The organism is Streptomyces sp. NPDC057438, assembly GCF_042802995.1.
In the GTDB taxonomy this organism is placed as follows: domain Bacteria; phylum Actinomycetota; class Actinomycetes; order Streptomycetales; family Streptomycetaceae; genus Streptomyces.
Genome location: NZ_JBHVDD010000007.1, coordinates 54,863 through 70,708 on the forward strand (window position 1 = coordinate 54,863; position 15,846 = coordinate 70,708).

General features: G+C 72.0%; 12 protein-coding genes and 2 pseudogenes. 9 read left to right on the forward strand and 5 right to left on the reverse strand.

Translation table 11 applies throughout. The features are described 5' to 3' along the window. Positions 1-19: 19 nt before the first annotated feature. Complete coding sequence (locus ACFU5F_RS06695; RefSeq protein ID WP_383882901.1) at positions 20-991, reverse strand: universal stress protein; 972 nt, start codon at positions 989-991, stop codon at positions 20-22. Positions 992-1,481: 490 nt separating this feature from the next. Here ACFU5F_RS06695 and ACFU5F_RS06700 point away from each other — a divergent pair. The 5 genes and pseudogenes from ACFU5F_RS06700 to ACFU5F_RS06720 form a co-directional block, all read left to right on the forward strand. Then, a pseudogene (locus ACFU5F_RS06700) lies at positions 1,482-1,526 on the forward strand (hypothetical protein); the annotation flags it as partial. A gap of 44 nt (positions 1,527-1,570) precedes the next feature. Next, positions 1,571-1,846, forward strand: a pseudogene (locus ACFU5F_RS06705) (STAS domain-containing protein); the annotation flags it as partial. A gap of 305 nt (positions 1,847-2,151) precedes the next feature. After that, complete coding sequence (locus ACFU5F_RS06710) at positions 2,152-3,366, forward strand: globin domain-containing protein (protein ID WP_383882903.1); 1,215 nt, start codon at positions 2,152-2,154, stop codon at positions 3,364-3,366. Positions 3,367-3,407: 41 nt separating this feature from the next. Next, on the forward strand, positions 3,408-3,830 hold the full coding sequence (locus ACFU5F_RS06715; protein WP_383882906.1) for a hypothetical protein: 423 nt from the start codon (positions 3,408-3,410) through the stop codon (positions 3,828-3,830). A gap of 199 nt (positions 3,831-4,029) precedes the next feature. Then, positions 4,030-5,694: an oleate hydratase gene (locus ACFU5F_RS06720; RefSeq protein ID WP_383882909.1), complete on the forward strand. Its 1,665-nt coding sequence runs from the start codon at positions 4,030-4,032 to the stop codon at positions 5,692-5,694. Between the two features lie 1,180 nt (positions 5,695-6,874). Here the strand turns inward: ACFU5F_RS06720 and ACFU5F_RS06725 are convergent. Continuing rightward, a complete protein-coding gene (locus ACFU5F_RS06725; protein WP_383882912.1) occupies positions 6,875-7,840 on the reverse strand; it encodes a pirin family protein in 966 nt (321 codons plus the stop codon). A 141-nt stretch (positions 7,841-7,981) separates the two neighbouring features. Between ACFU5F_RS06725 and ACFU5F_RS06730 the strand changes: the two genes are divergently transcribed. Next, entirely contained in the window at positions 7,982-8,329 is a 348-nt protein-coding gene (locus tag ACFU5F_RS06730) for a tetratricopeptide repeat protein (RefSeq protein ID WP_383882915.1), read from the forward strand. 124 nt (positions 8,330-8,453) lie between these two features. Here the strand turns inward: ACFU5F_RS06730 and ACFU5F_RS06735 are convergent, their stop codons facing one another. Then, complete coding sequence (locus ACFU5F_RS06735; RefSeq protein WP_383882918.1) at positions 8,454-9,887, reverse strand: PepSY-associated TM helix domain-containing protein; 1,434 nt, start codon at positions 9,885-9,887, stop codon at positions 8,454-8,456. A 185-nt stretch (positions 9,888-10,072) separates the two neighbouring features. Between ACFU5F_RS06735 and ACFU5F_RS06740 the strand changes: the two genes are divergently transcribed. Then, the gene (locus ACFU5F_RS06740; protein WP_383882920.1) at positions 10,073-10,729 is read left to right on the forward strand and encodes a peptide deformylase; all 657 of its coding nucleotides are present in this window, start codon (positions 10,073-10,075) and stop codon (positions 10,727-10,729) included. Positions 10,730-10,755: 26 nt separating this feature from the next. On the opposite strand, the gene ACFU5F_RS06745 is transcribed toward ACFU5F_RS06740, so the two are convergent. Then, entirely contained in the window at positions 10,756-12,216 is a 1,461-nt protein-coding gene (locus tag ACFU5F_RS06745; RefSeq protein ID WP_383882923.1) for a dihydrolipoyl dehydrogenase family protein, read from the reverse strand. 128 nt (positions 12,217-12,344) lie between these two features. On the opposite strand from ACFU5F_RS06745, the gene trxA reads away from it, so the two are divergent. Continuing rightward, positions 12,345-12,728: a thioredoxin gene (gene trxA / locus ACFU5F_RS06750; RefSeq protein WP_383882926.1), complete on the forward strand. Its 384-nt coding sequence runs from the start codon at positions 12,345-12,347 to the stop codon at positions 12,726-12,728. A 293-nt stretch (positions 12,729-13,021) separates the two neighbouring features. Here trxA and ACFU5F_RS06755 read toward each other — a convergent pair whose 3' ends face one another. Then, entirely contained in the window at positions 13,022-14,056 is a 1,035-nt protein-coding gene (locus ACFU5F_RS06755; protein ID WP_383882929.1) for a LacI family DNA-binding transcriptional regulator, read from the reverse strand. A gap of 695 nt (positions 14,057-14,751) precedes the next feature. Here ACFU5F_RS06755 and ACFU5F_RS06760 point away from each other — a divergent pair. Then, a complete protein-coding gene (locus ACFU5F_RS06760) occupies positions 14,752-15,726 on the forward strand; it encodes an alpha/beta hydrolase (protein WP_383882932.1) in 975 nt (324 codons plus the stop codon). Positions 15,727-15,846 lie beyond the last annotated feature (120 nt).

Sequence of the window (15,846 nt, forward strand, 5' to 3'; positions counted from 1 at the left end):
ACTCCTTGAGAGGATGCGTTCAGTCGTGCGCGACGACGGCGACGGGGGCGGTGGCATGGTGCAGTACCGCGTGCGTCACAGGGCCGATGTGGGCGCCGAGCGGGCTTCTGCGGATCCGCCGGCCCACGACGACCAGGGACGCCTCCCGGGAGGCGTCGACCAACTGGACGGCGGCACTGCCGGAACGGGACTCTTCAACGACCCTGACGGCGGGGTACTTCTCCTTCCAGTGATGCAGCACCTCGGCCAGCGTGGCAGCGTCCTGCTTGCCCAGCACCGCGTTGAGCTCGGGGTCGGCGGGCAGGCCGTAGGCGTAGTAGGGCGGCAGATTCCACGCGTGGACGACCCGCAGGGGTGTGACACGGCGGGCGGCCGCCTCGAAGGCGAAGGTGAGCAGGGTGTCGTCGGGGCTGTCGGTGTCGAGCCCGAGGACGACGGGGCCGGACAGGGCCGCAGCGGACGGCATTGCGGACGGATCCATCGCATGGCCGTCCGCGGCCTGCTCCCCCGCCCGCACGAGAACCACCGGCTGCTCGGCGTGCGCCACGACGGACTGGCCCACGGAGCCGACGAGGAATCCTCCGATGCCGCTCGTCCCTCGGGAGCCGAGGACCAGCAGCTCGGCGTCCTTCGCCGCCTCCGTCAGCGCCTCGGCGGGCCGGCCGAGAATCTGCTCCATGTCCACGTGCACGCCGGGGTGGCGCAGGCGGAGTCCCGCGGCCGTCTCGCGCGGAATTCTCCCCCTGGGGGCACCCCCGGCCGAAGGCTCGGGGACTTCCGCCGGGGGTACCCCCATCTCGCTTCGCTCGCTCCAGTGCTGCTGCGTCTCGGCGCCCAGCAGCGGGGCTTGCGCCATGGGCTCCGGGACGGGTTCCCAGACGTGCACCAACCGCAGCGGCAGGCCGCGCAGCTTCGCCTCGCGCGCCGCCCACTCGGCAGCGGCACGGCTCTCGGGCGAGCCGTCGAGGCCCACGGTGACGTTGCGGGACATGTTGTCCACCTCCTGATCGGGGTTCTGACCCCAGGGTGGCGACGAGGAAAGACTCGGTGCAGAGCCCGCAGGTCCCCGGTCTGGGGCCGATAGGCCCCATCGGCCGAGGTGTCCGCGCCATCGCAGTGCCCGCGACGCCGGCCGTGACAGAGCGGTACTTGCGAGCAAAGCGAGGCCAGTGTCGAGCAGACCGTGGGTCACCAGCCCGATCCGCCGAGCCTCGTGCGCTCGGAGCCGAACCGCGTCCGAGAACACCTGGGAGCAACGGCACCTGCGGGCCCGTTCGGCATCTCGCGGCCGACCAGGGTCCCGGAGGATCATGAGGTTCTTCGGCTCAAGGAGGATCATGTCCCAGAGCTCGGTCGGCCGTACTCCAAGGTGGCGCCGCCTGGTGCCCGGGCTCGGTGCGCTGTTCGGCTATCGGCGCTCGTGGCTGCGGGGCGACGTCCTGGCCGGGGTGACAGTGGCTGCGTATCTCGTGCCCCAGGTGATGGCGTACGCGGGGGTGGCCGGCCTGCCGCCGGTCGCCGGGCTGTGGGCGATCCTGCCGGCGCTCGCCCTGTATGCCCTGCTGGGCTCCTCCCGGCACTCGACGAACAGACCGAACCGGTCCGCTGGTTCGTCCTCAACAAAGAGGCCAATGTGGCGGTCGACATCACCGCCCTGGACGCGGTCGACGAACTCCGCCGCGAACTCGCCCACCGCGGCATCGTCTTCGCCCTCGCCCGGGTCAAGCAGGACCTGCTGGACGACCTGACAGCGTACGGCCTGGCGGACACCGTCGGCAGCGAGCGGATCTTCCCCACCCTGCCGACAGCCGTGACCGCATACAGGGAGTGGTCCCGCGATCAGTGAGCCGGCCGGGGATCCGTCCTCCACAGCGCGACGCTTGCAGAGTGCCTGACGATGTCGCCGCTGTCGGCGCTCGCCCAGGACGCCGGTAGCGGACAGGGCCGACGGGAGGTGGACCCGGTGCCGTGCGGCCCCGCGGCGGGGCGGGTTGTGGGGCCGATGTTCCTGAATCGATGGGGCCGTTCGGCCCCTCTTCGCCCAGCGCCGTGAAACAGCGCCGAAACGCAGCCAGGTGCCTGCTACACAGAAGATGCCGCCCGATGCGATGCGGCTGTCCATCCCACCTCATCCCTTGCCCGGGAGGCTTCATGCTGTCCGCAGAATCCGCCGCCGTCGTCCGTGCCACCCTGCCCGCCGTGGCCGGAGCGCTGGACGAGATCACGACACGCTTCTACGGCGCGATGTTCCGCGACCGGCCGGAACTACTCGACGGGATGTTCAACCGCGGCAACCAGGCCAGCGGAGCCCAGCGCCGCGCACTGGCCGGCTCGATCGCCGGGTTCGCGACCACGCTCCTCGACGCCCCGGACACCCGCCCGGACACCCTGCTGGACCGCATCGCGCACAAACACGCCGCGGTCGGCGTCACCGACGACCAGTACACGATCGTGCACAAGTACCTGTTCGGCGCGATAGCGGAGGTACTCGGCGACGCGGTCACCCCGGAGGTCGCGGCCGCCTGGGACGAGGTCTACTGGCTGATGGCCGGCGCCCTGATCGGCCGTGAGGCCCGCCTGTACCAGGACGCGGGCGTTGAGCCCGGCCAGGTCTGGCGGAAGTGGACGGTCGTCGAGCGCCGTACCGAGACACCGGACGTGGTGTCTTTCGTGCTGCGCCCCGCCGACGGCGAACCGGCGCCGCGGGCGCGGGCGGGCCAGTACGTGAGCGTGCGGGTCCTGATGGCCGACGGGGTCCGCCAACCGCGGCAGTACAGCCTGTCCTCCGACCCGGGCGGGGATCTGCGGCGCATCACCGTCAAGCGGGTCGCCGGCACGGCCGACGCGCCGGACGGCGAGGTCTCCAACCTGCTGCACAACCAGGTCCACGAGGGCGACGAACTGACGCTCTCCGCTCCCTTCGGCGACGTCTTCCTCGACGACCCGGCCGACGCCACCACTCCGGTCGTACTGGTCTCCGCGGGCATCGGCGGCACCCCCATGACCAGCATCCTGGCCCACCTCACCGCCCTCGGCTCGATCCGCCCGGTGCTGGTCCTGCACGCCGACCGCTCCCCCACCGACCACGCCCTGCGCACCGAGACGGGCGAGCTGGTCGAGCAACTGCCGGGCGCCCGCGCGGTCTTCTGGTACGAGCGCCCCGGCCCGGAGGAACCCGACGCCCGCGAGGGTCTGATGAGCCTCGACGGCATCGAACTGCCCGACGGCGCCACGGTATTCCTGTGCGGCCCGCTCCCGTTCATGCGCGACGTCCGCGGACAGCTGCTGCGCGCCGGGGTTCCGGCACAACGCATCCGCTACGAGGTCTTCGGCCCCGACCTGTGGCTGCCCGGCCCGGCGGCCTGAACGCCGTCGGACATCCCACCGTACTTCCAGGAGGAACCGACATGACCAGCAAGGACACCCAGGCCACCACTCCCACCGTGCTGCTGCGCTCGGACGGAGAGGTGGACGAGGACACCCTGGCCTACGCCCGCACGAAGATCGACGCCGTCGTGGACCGGCCGGGGCTGCCACCCGTCACCGGCGAGGTGCGGATCACGAGAGCAGCCGCCCACCACGCGGACCGTCCCTGGTCGGCGACGGCCGCCCTGCACGTCGGGCGGCGTGAAGTGGTCGTGCTCGCCGAAGAGGCCACCGGCCGAGAGGTCGTCGACCAGCTCCAAGACCGGCTGCGCCGCCAGACCGACAAGGCGGTCCACGCCGGGCACCACGGCCACCACGCACCGGCACCGCCGTGGCGCGGCGGGGCGGCTGAGCCACGCCCTGCCGAAGTCAGCGGCAGCGCGGCGGACTCTTACCCGGGGTGAGCCCGCGGTGAGTACAGCCCGGTCGGTGACGGTCCACCGACCGGGCATCTGTGCTTCCCCGCGCCTGTGCATGGGAGCCCACATCCCGGGCCGTTCGGACCAGACGGGTGACCAACGGCCCACTGACAGCGCTCGCAGGCGCAGGAAACGCTGGTGTTGTGCGGTTCCCGATCGACGGGCGATGACGAGGAGTTGTGTGATGGCGAAGGCGTATCTGGTGGGCAGCGGTATCGCGGCGCTCGCCGCGGCCACGTTCCTGATCCGGGACGGCGGATTCGACGGAGCGGACATCCATCTCTTCGAGGAGCAGCGGAACATCGGCGGCAGCCTCGACGCGGGCGGCACGGCCGACGCCGGCTACACCATGCGCGGCGGGCGGATGTTCGAGGCCGAGTACCGCTGCACGTACGACCTGCTGTCCGGCATTCCCACCCTCGACGACCCCTCGGTGTCGGTGAAGCAGGAGATCCTAACCGGACACGAGGACTTCTCCTGGGACGACATCGCACGCCTCGTCGACGGCGACGGGAAGATCGTCGACACCCGCTCGATGGGATTCTCCGAACGCGACCGACTGGATCTGGTCCGATGCCTGGCCGCCCCCGAGGGACACCTGGACGGCAAGCGCATCACCGACTGCTTCGGCGAGCACTTCTTCACCACGAACTTCTGGTTCATGTGGTGCACCACGTTCGCCTTCCAGCCCTGGCACAGCGCCATCGAGTTCCGCCGCTACCTCAGGCGCTTCATCCACCTCTTCCCCGAATTCGCCTCTATGTCAGGCATCCACCGCACCCGCTACAACCAACACGACTCCATCGTGCGCCCCCTGACCGCCTGGCTCCACGAACGGGGCGTCACCATCCACACCGGCTGCCACGTCACCGACCTCGCACTCGCACCGGGCCGCAGGAGTACGAGGGTTGAGCGCATCCACCTGTCCCATAGCGGCCGTGACGAGCAGATCGAGGTAGCCCCTGAAGACCTGGTCCTGGTGACCAACGGCTCCATGACCGACGCCTCCAGCCTCGGCTCGCACACCGCCGCACCGCCACCGGCTCCACATCGCTCGGACGCCTGGTTGCTCTGGCACCGGCTGGCACGCGGGCGTGACGACTTCGGCAACCCGGACGCCTTCGACAAGCACGTCAAGGAGTCCCGCTGGGAATCGTTCACCGTCACCACCAAGGATCCTGCCTTCCTCAAAGCGCTGGAGGAGTTCAGCGGCCGCGAGACCGGCAAGGGCGGCTTGATGACGTTCACCGACTCCAACTGGCTGCTCACCATCGTCGCCAACCGTCAGCCCGTCTACCGCGACCAGCCGGAGGACGTCGCGGTCTGGTGGGGCTACGGCCTGTTCCCCGGCCGAGCGGGCAACCACACCCCCAAGCCGATGACGATGTGTTCCGGCCGGGAGATCCTCGAAGAGGTCCTGCACCACCTGCCCTTCGACGCGCCGACAGCAGCCCGTGTCCTGGAGACCTCCACCGTCGTGCCCTGCCTCATGCCGTACATCACCAGCCAGTTCCTGGCCCGCCGCCGCGACGACCGGCCCCACGTCGTGCCCAAGGGATCGGTCAACCTCGCCTTCATCGGCCAGTTCGCCGAGGTGCCCGACGACGTCGTCTTCACCGTCGAGTACTCCGTACGCACCGCCTGGACAGCGGTGGCCCAGCTCCTCAAGCTCGACAAGCGGCCGCCCGCGGTCTACAAGGGCCATCACGATCCCCACGTCCTGGCCTCCGCTCTGGAAACCATGCATCGCGGTCAGCCGGGAGGAGCGTGGCTGCCGTGGGTGTCATTTCGAAGTGAGTTCGGGAGTCACCTGGCGGGCTTCGACATGATCAATGTCGCCCGCGACTGAGAGACGTGCCATGAATAGGGACCGTCGTGGCGCCCGAGGGGTGTCACGAGGCATGCCCGGCTTGCCGGCACCCCACCCAGCCGCCGCCCTCCGCGAAGGTGTCCCCGCACCACCCAGCGCGATCGGAAAGCCGACCACCCCGCACTTTCGGCAGCACGTCCTGACTGCCGGTCGCTTCGGACGGGGTGGTGATGCCGGGGACGGACGCGGGGTACCTGCCTCGCACGCCAGGACCCGCGCCGGTTGTCACCGATCGTGCGCGGGCAGATGCTGGGTGCTCCCATCGGGAGGGGCAAGAGCTGGGGGCGCCTGTGCCGAGCGGTGTGGTGAAGTGGTTCGATCCGGAGCAGGGCCTGGGCGCCATCGCCCAGGAGGCGACGGCTTGGATGCCGTCGCCCACAGTTCGGCGGTGCACGGCGACGCGGAGCGCCTGCTGGTCGCGGGCGGTCGGGTGCGCTTCGACGTCACCCAGGACGCCGCCGGCGTCCGAGCCGACAACATCACTAAGCGCATTTCCCGTCCTTCGCGAGATGGAACTCCGGCCGGATGGTCAGCCCCCACATCCCCGCGGCGAATTCCACGAAGCGAGCACAGTTGGTGAGGCCGGTGTGATAGTGCGTGAGACGACGAGCGATGTCTGCCTCGCCGTGATACCAGGTGCGGACCGAATCAGCCTGGCACTCGACGTCTCCACCCTTTGTCGCAGGTCAGGAGCGAGGTCAGGCGTGTACCACCAGCAGACGAAAAACCCGCTGACCCCCTGAAACACCATCGCCCTCAGCGGAGCAAGACCAGGGCACTCATCACCACGGCCAGCCGCCACTTGTCGATCTTCCACAAAACGACGGGTGAAGCCGAACATTCTCGCCGAGGCACGGCTCAACCGCCCGCAAGGTCAGCATTCGGCCGCCGCCGTTCCGAACCTACAGAGACCGCCGCGTGCCACGAAGCGGCGGCAAAGAAAGACGCCGGCATCTGACGGTTCATCAGAAAAGTTGGCATTGAGTGAGCAAGAGTCCTGCCACAGCTGCCCACACACGGCCAGACTGTGGGCTCACCCAGCCCTCCACAGCGGGCCTGCAGCCAGCGCTGCCACCCTCCCGTGATCGGTCGAAGCGCGGGAGGTAGCACCGCAGGACAGCTCACCCACCCATCACGACGCGTCAGCGATTTCCGCAGGTCAACGGACCCTTCTCCGTGGCTTCAGAGGTGTCGGCGGCAGCTCGGGGGCCGGCAGCGGATCCCCGTCGTACCCCTTCACCTCCCCGAACCGCGACCCTTCCATCCAGTCCCGACGCGCCTGTGCGATCTCCTCCTGCGACCGTCCGATCCAGTTCCAGAACATGATCAGCTCCTCCTCGAAGGGCTCGCCGCCGAGGAGCATGAGGGAGGCGTCCGTGTCGGTGCGCAGGGGGAGTTCGGTGCGGCCGCAGCCGAGGTAGAGCATGGAACCGGGGAGGACGGGGACGCCGTCGACGTGGGCCTCGCCGGCCATGGAGAGGACGGCGTACTCGAAGTCGGGTTCGAGCGGGAGGCGCACGTCGGCGCCGGGGGCCAGCGTGAGGTCGGCGCCGACGATCGGCGTGAAGGTCGTGCCGGGCGAGGTCGCGCCGTCCAGGGAGCCGAGGATGAGGGTGGCGCTCAGGCCGGGGGCCGTGACGACCGGCAGTTCGGCGTGGTGCTCGAAGCGCGGGTCGGTGTGCCGGTGGCTGTCCGGCAGGGCGACCCAGAGCTGGGCACCGTGCAGGTAGCGGGCATGCGAGCGCGGGCTCTCCTCCGAGTGGCTGATGGCCCGTCCGGAGGTCATCAGACCCAGCTCGCGCGGACGGATCGTCTGCAGGCTGCCCGTGGAGTCGCGGTGCAGCACCTCGCCCTGGTGCAGCCAGCTGACCGTCTGCAGGCCCATGTGCGGGTGCGGCGGCACCTGCATACCGGGCTCGTCGGCGATGTCGTCGGGACCGTAGTGATCGACGAAGGCCCAGGCGCCCACCATGCGGCGGCCCAGGTTGGGCAGCAGCCGCCGCACCTCCGTGGACTCGCCGAGCTTCACCCGGCGGGGGCTGAGGAGTTCACGCACCGGCTCGGCCACCACGAAACCCCGGCCGCCGCACACCGCGGGCACCGCTTCGCGATCAAGATTGCTCATGCCGCACAACCTAGTCCCGTCCGGCCGCCCCCGTCAGCCGTCCGCCCGTCGGCAAGGGCCTGCGGCCCTCGCGCGGCACCCGCACGAAGTAGTGGAATATTCAACAGCAGGCGGGGGTTGTGCGCGTCGAAGGAGGCACCGGTGGACACGACGTACTACGACCACGGAACACCCGCCGAGCGCTGGGAGCGCGCCAGGATGTTCTTCGACGCCAAGGACTACGCGGCCGCGGCGCGCGTCCTCGGCCCTCTGGTCGAGGAGGTCCCGGAGCAGACCGGTCCGCGGCTGCTGCTGGCCCGCGCCTACTACCACTCGGCCCAACTGCGACGTGCCGAGGCAGAGTTGCGCGTTCTCGTCGAGCGGGACCCGGTGGAGCAGTACGCCCGGCTGATGCTGGGCCGCACACTGGAGCGGCAGTCCCGGCACCAGGAGGCGGAGTCCCACCTGCGGATCGCCTCGGCGCTCGCGGGCGACTTCGCGCAGCCGTAGGGGGCGCGGAACACCTACGGGTACGCGTGCACACGCGGTGAGGGGGCGTGTCCGGTCCGGACGCGCCCCCTCACGGCGCTTCGCCTCCCCGGAGAGGGCCGCGTCGCACTTCCCTCCGGCCGCCCTACTTCGCCTCCGCCCGGTCGCCCTGCTTCGCCTCGGCCCGGCCGCCGTACGACCGCGTGCCTCGCCGGTGCGCGATCTCGCCCAGGACGACGTCCACCGCGATGAACGCGGCGAGCGGGATGCCGAGGAGGGGGACGAAGTAGCCGAGCACGGCGATGACCGCGAGGGCCGGGACCAGAATCTGCGGCGGCACCTGCTGCCAGGCCCCGCGTGGGATCGGGCGGCCGAACGACGAGGCGCGGCCGCGCTGCCACCACATCCGGTAGCCCCAGAGGATCAGGACGACCAGGGAGGCCGCCAGGGCCATCAGCAGGAGCTGGTTGGCCAGCCCGAACAGCACGCCGGTGTGACCGTCGATGCCCCAGCGGGAGAGCTTGGCGAGGACCGGGAAGTCGGCGAAGCGGAGGGTGTCGGTGACCTCCGAGGTCGCCGGGTCCACGGCCACCGCGTCCTGCTTGGTGGGCCAGCTGCGCTGGACCTGCCTGACCACGTACGCGGAGGACGCGTCGGCGGGCGGCACGATCTCCACCGGGTCGCCGAGGCCCTTGGCCCGTGCGGCGGCGAGGATCTTGTCCAGGTCGCCCTCCGGAGCGGCCCCGCCCTCGGCCGAGCCGTCGCCGTGGTCGCCGTGGTCACCGGCGGCGGCCGAGATCGCCGGGGTCGCCTGATGCAGTTCGGTGCGCAGGACCTCGATGTTGGCGCCCGCGTAGGTCGACCAGGTCAGGCCCGTCGCCGAGAGGAAGAAGAACCCGGCGGCGGCCCAGACGCCGACCGTGCCGTGCAGGCCGAGCGTGCGGCGTCGGCCGCTGGTGCCGCGCACCTTGCGCTGGGTGCGGCGGCGGGCGAACCAGAGCACGAGGCCGCCGCCCGAGATGACCCACAGCCAGCTGGCCGCGAGTTCGCTGTAGAGGCGGCCCGGCTCGCCGAGCTGGAGGTTGGCGTGGAACTTGTCGATCCAGGTCCGCACCGGCAGCGCGCCGGTCGAGCCGTACTGCTCCAGGGCGCCGCGCACCTCGGCGGTGTACGGGTCGACGAACACCGCGAGCGTGTTGGCCTCGTCGATGCCCTCCACGCCCGTCAGCATCACCCGGGTCGTCGCGTCGTCCTCCGGCGAGGGGCGCACGGCGGAGACGGCGCCCTCGGGGTGCGCCTTGCGGGCGGCGGCGATCTGCTCGGATATCGGCAGCTTCTTGTCGCCCACCTCGGCGACGGTGGTCCGGTCCGCGTAGACGATCTCCTCGATCGAGAACGAGGCGGCGTACAGTCCGCCGGTCAGGGCGGCGACCAGCAGGAACGGGGCGACGAGGACGCCCGCGTAGAAGTGCAGCCGCAGCACGAGCGGCCTGAGCGAGGCCCAGCCCCTCGTGGTGCCGTCGGGCTTGGCGACGGGTTCGCGGGACTCGTCCGTCTCGGTCGAGGGGGCGATGGTCATCGGCGGATGCTCCGGGATGCGGGGACGACGTGGCGGTCCAGTAGTCGGATCGTGCGGGCCCCGAGTTCCCGGCCTCTCGCGTGATGCGGGTCACATTCACTCGTCGCAGCCCGCCCCTCCCGGAGCGGACGGGCCTTCGCGTGAGCCGCCTCGCGCCGCACGACGGCGGTTGGCATCCTGGCCCGATGCCTTCCGAACCTGACCGCGCCGACTCCCGCCCCCTGAGCGACCGGGTCGAGGAACTCCTCGCCCACGAGGGGCCGCTGCCGATCGTCGCCGCGGGCGACCCGGTGCTGCGCCGCACCGCCGAGCCCTTCGACGGGCAGCTCGGCCCGGCCCTCCTGGACCGCTTCGTGGCCGCCCTGCGCGCCACCATGCACGCGGCGCCCGGTGTCGGCCTCGCCGCGCCCCAGGTGGGGGTGCCCCTGCGGATCGCGGTGATCGAGGACCCCGCCCCGGTCCCGGAGGAGGTACGGCTCGCCCGGGACCGGGTCCCGCAGCCGTTCCGCGTCCTGGTCAATCCCGCGTACGAGGCCGTGGGGCCGTTCCGGGACGCGTTCTTCGAGGGCTGCCTGAGCGTGCCGGGCTGGCAGGCCGTGGTGGCCCGGCACGCCAAGGTGCGGCTGCGGGCGCTCGACGAGCGGGGAGGGGCGGTGGACGAGGAGTTCTCGGGCTGGCCGGCCCGTATCGTCCAGCACGAGACGGACCATCTGAACGGCACGCTCTACCTCGACCACGCCGAGCTGCGGTCGCTGTCGTCCAACCAGGCGATGGCCGACCGGTGGAACGACCCGACTCCGGTCCGGGCCGCCCGGGCGCTGGGCTTCCTGCTGCCCGACTGAACACCCGGACCGGCCCACGGCGGCACTCAGCCCCGGTACGCCTCCAGCAGCCGCAGCCACACCTCGCCGAGCGTCGGGTACGAGGGCACCGCGTGCCAGAGCCGGTCGACCGGCACCTCGCCGACGACGGCGACGGTGGCGGAGTGGATCAGCTCACCGACGGCCGGGCCGACGAAGGTGACACCGCGCAGGATCTCGCGGTCCAGGTCGACGACCATGCGGGCACGTCCCCGGTAGCCGTCGGCGTACAGGCCCGCCCCCGCGACGGAGGAGAACTCGACGTCGACCGCGCGGACGCGGTGGCCGGCCTGTTCCGCCTCGGCGAGGGAGAGGCCGACGGCGGCGGCCTCGGGGTCGGTGAAGACGACCTGGGGGACGGCGGCATGGTCGGCGGTGGCCGCGTGGGCGCCCCAGGCGTCGCTCTCCAGGAGCGGGACCCCGCCCGCGCGGGCGGCGATGGCGGCCCCGGCGATCCGGGCCTGGTACTTGCCCTGGTGGGTGAGGAGCGCCCGGTGGTTGACGTCCCCGACCGCGTACAGCCAGTCGGTGCCCGTCACCCGAAGGCTGTCGTCGACCGGCAGCCACGAGCCGGGCTCCAGGCCGACGGTGTCGAGGCCGAGGTCGTCGGTGCGCGGGGCGCGGCCGGTGGCGAAGAGGATCTCGTCGGCCTCCAGCCGGTCGCCGGTGTCCGTGAGGGCCACCACGGTCCCGTTCTCGCGGGAGACGGCCGTCACCGACGTCCCCGTCCGCACGTCCACGCCCGACTCGGCGAGCGCCTCGGCGATCAGTTCACCGGCGAAGGGTTCCATGCGGGGCAGCAGGCCCTTGCCGCGTACGAGGACGGTGACCTCGGAGCCGAGCGACCGCCAGGCGGTGGCCATCTCGACGGCCACCACCCCGCCGCCGACGACGATCAGCCGGCCGGGGGCCGTTTGCGCGCTGGTGGCCTCGCGACTGGTCCAGGGCCCTACCTGCGCGAGTCCCGGCAGGTCGGGCAGGAGGGCGCGGCTGCCGGTGGAGACCACCACCGCGTGCCGGGCGGTGAGGACCTGACGCCCGCCGTCGGGGACGTCCACGAGGACCCGGCGGGGTCCGGCCAGGCGCGCGTGGCCGCGGTACAGCACCGCCCCGACGCTCTCCAGCCAGCCGACCTGGCCGTCGTCCTTCCAGTGCCCGGTCTCGTAGTCGCGGCGGGCGAGCACCTCGGCGGTGTCCAGCGGGCCCTCGACCAGGTGGCGCAGCCCGGGAACGCGGCGGGCGTCGGCGCGGGCGATCGCGGGGCGCAGGAGGGCCTTGCTCGGCATGCACGCCCAGTACGAGCACTCGCCGCCGACCAGTTCGCTCTCCACGATCGCGGTGGACAGGCCGGCCGCGCGGGTGCGGTCGGCGACGTTCTCCCCCACGGGTCCGGCACCGAGCACCACCACGTCGTACTCGGCCGGTGTCGCGTCGCCCGCTGTGCCTTCGGTGTTCTCCGTATCCGTCATGGGGTCAGTCTGGTTGCTGGTGTGCGCGGTGGCCAAACGGGTAGGCGCGCGGAATACGCCACGACGGGGTGGCGTTGTCGTGTGCGGCTCGCCCCCGAGCACCGAGACCAGGAAGAGGGATGCACGCCATGAGCAGCACCGTGGAGCTGACCAAGGAGAACTTCGACCGGACGGTCACCGAGAACGAGTTCGTTCTCATCGACTTCTGGGCGTCCTGGTGCGGGCCCTGCCGGCAGTTCGCCCCGGTCTACGAGAAGGCCGCCGACGAGAACCCGGACCTGGTGTTCGGCAAGGTCGACACGGAGGCGCAGCCGGAGCTGGCGCAGGCCTTCGGCATCCAGTCGATCCCGACGCTGATGATCGTCCGTGACCAGGTCGCCGTGTTCGCGCAGCCGGGCGCGCTGCCCGAGGCCGCGCTGACCGACGTCATCGGGCAGGCGCGGAAGCTGGACATGGACGAGGTACGCAAGGCCGTCGCCGAGCAGCAGGCCCAGGCCGAGCAGAACGGCTGACGATCAGGCCGGTTCACCAGGTCCGCGGCAGCCCCGTGCAGTGGACGCCACCGCCGGGCCGGGTGTGCGGCATCCGGGTCGGGTCGTCACCGAAACGCGCCGCCCGCCGGACCCGGTCGAGGCTCGCCCCCGGTTCCCGGTCGAGGAGTTGTGCCGCGCCGATCGGTGTACAGCTCGATGAGGGCGCGCGAGGGCAGTACGCCGGAGGCTTCGTCGTCGGCGGGACGCGCGGCGAGTTCGTCCCGGACACGCCATCGGGCCGGCCGGCGGGGCCGGTGACCGCCGGGGCCCGGTCAGCTCGACTCGCGGTGGACGACCCTGGCGCCCAGGACGTCGTGGGTGGTGGGGACCGACGCGGGGTCGCGCACCACGCGGTCGACCAGTTCCGCGAGGTGACGTCCGGACGGCAGTTCCAGATGGACGGTGCTCAGGCGCGGCCGCAGCAGCCGGCCGAGCATCAGGTCGTCGGCCCCGACCACGGCCGTCTCCCCGGGGATGCCGATGCCCTCGTCCTGGAGGGCCCGCATCACCAGCATCGCGTATTCGTCGTTGTACGCGAACACCGCGTCCAGACCGAGGGAGCGCCAGTCGCGGGCGAGCCGGGCGGCGGCGGCCTCGTCGTAGGCGAGCGGCAGCTCGGTGACCGTGGCCTCGGTGCCCTGGACCGCGCGCCGTACACCGGCCAGGCGGGGCTGGGAGAAGACCCCGAAGCCGGGCTCCTCCGGTACGACGACGCCGATGCGGCGGCGGCCGCTCTCGACCAGGTGCCGGCCCGCGCTGTGGCCGACGCCCGCGTGGTCCAGGATCAACGCGTGGGCGCCCTCGACGGGTTCGGGGGTCAGGGTGACGACGGCCTTGGCGCCGGAGCGCTTGAGCACCGCCACGCCCTGCGGGCCGAGACCGACGCCGGGCACGATGACCGCGACCGGACGCAGCTCCGCCCAGGCCCGGGCGGCGTCGTCGCCGCGCAGACCGATGCCGCCGTGCTGCACGACGGTGTAGTCGAGCCGGCTGAGGGCCCATTGGATCTCGTTGATGAACTGGCTGTAGAGCGGGCCGACCGGAACGTTCGGCGTGGGCATCAGGACCAGGCGGCTGTGGCCGGCGCGCAGACTGCGAGCCGCCGCGTGGGGTACGTAGCCGAGCTCCTTGGCCGCCTCGTGGACCCGGCGGCGGGTCGGCTCGCTGATGCGGACGGCGCTGGTGTTGTTGAGGACGTAGCTGACCGTCGCGCGTGAGACACCCGCGAGCCGTGCCACGTCGGCGCTCGTGGGCACGGATCGCTGCAGGGGCGAGGGCGAGGCGGGCTCTTTCGGTATCTGCACCATGAGGAGGGCATCCTTGCAGAAGCGGTGAAGGTCGTTCCGGCCGGGGGACCGTCGGCCGTGCGAGGCCCGGGTTCGGACCACCGATCTTTGTGGCTGGGCAGTTTGGCGAATGTGTTCGAAATCTGTTCAACCGTGCAGCCATTTCACGCCACCTCCACACGTGAGTGTCGGCCGCGAACCCGAGCAGACGCGTGGCCTGCCCTCCACCCCGGGCCGGCGCGCGGGCGACCGGCTCTCGCCCGGTGCCGCGGCCCGCGGGTGACGCGGCGGCAGATCGCGGTTCCGCCGACGGCGATGGCCGATCCGCTGGTCAGGTTCGGCGGCCGGTGAACGGTCGCGTGCCTGGCCAAGGCCGCGCGACCGGTTCTCTCGGGGTGGGCGCGGGCGCTCGTGCCGCCGGTCCCGTGACCGCCGGCACGGGGTGCGACACCGGGTGCCGCGCCGCGAAAGCTATGGCGCGAACTATGTGTTCGACGCGGGTGCGGACACCGGCGGTACGTCCGTCGGCCGCGCCGCTGCGGGCGACCCGCGGACCACCCACCGGATGGCGGGCAACCACCGCCGTACGACGGCGTCCGCCCGCTTGCCGGCGCGCTCATCATCACGGTACGAACCGTTGGCACCCGTCGCGGTACGCACCGCCGGCACGCGTCGCGGTGCGCGGCGTGGACGCGGAACCCGCACGAGGAGAGACCATGACCCTGACCCCGCCCCCGTTCGATCCGGAGCTCGCGGCGGCCCTGGAGACGATCAAGGACCTGGTGCCGCGCGGGCTGACCATGGACGACATCCCGGCGATGCGCCAGGGGCCCGGCATCGCGCTGCTGGCCCAGCTCGACCTGACCATGGACGGGTTCTTCGAGGTCGAGGACCGGCTGGTGCCGGGGCCCGCGGGAGAGCCGGAGGTCTCGCTGCTCATCTGCCGCCCGGCCGCTCCCACGACCGCGGCCCCGCTGCCGGTGATCTACCACGTGCACGGCGGCGGCATGATCGTCGGCAACAACCGGGTCGGGGTGGACGCGCCGCTGGCGTGGGCGCGGGAGGTGGGCGCGGTCGTGGTGTCCGTGGAGTACCGGCTGGCGCCGGAGCACCCGCACCCGGCGCCCGTCGAGGACGTCTACGCGGGTCTGCTGTGGACGGCCGCGCACGCGGACGAGATCGGCGGTGACGCCGAGCGGATCGTCCTCGCGGGGGCGAGTGCGGGTGGCGGGCTGACCGCCGCGCTGGCGCTGCTCACGCGGGACCGGAAGGGACCCCGGCCGATCGGGCAGATGCTGCTGTGCCCGATGCTCGACGACCGCAACGACACGCCGTCCGCCCACCAGATGGCGGGGCGGGGGGTGTGGGACCGGACGGCCAACGAGACGGGGTGGACGGCGCTGCTCGGGGAGCGGCGGGGCGGGGCCGGGGTGTCGGAGTACGCGGCGCCGACGCGGGCGGAGGATCTGAGCGGGTTGCCTCCGGCGTTCTGGACGTGGGGTCGGCGGAGACGTTCCGGGACGAGGTCGTCGCGTACGCGACGCGGTTGTGGCAGGCGGGTGGGGTCGCGGAGTTGCATGTGTGGCCCGGGGGGGTTTCACGGGTTCGACGGGTTCGCGCCCCAGGCGGCGGTGTCGCGGGAGTGCCGGGAGGCGCACGTGCGATGGGTTCGGCGGTTGCTCGGGGAGTGAGGGGCGGGTGCGGGAGCGCGGGGGCGCGGGGCTTCTTCGCCCCGCCGCCCCTACCCTTCCCACCCTCCTGCGCCCCTTCGCCCCCAGGCGTCCGTCCGGTGGGGGCTGGTCGCGCAGTTC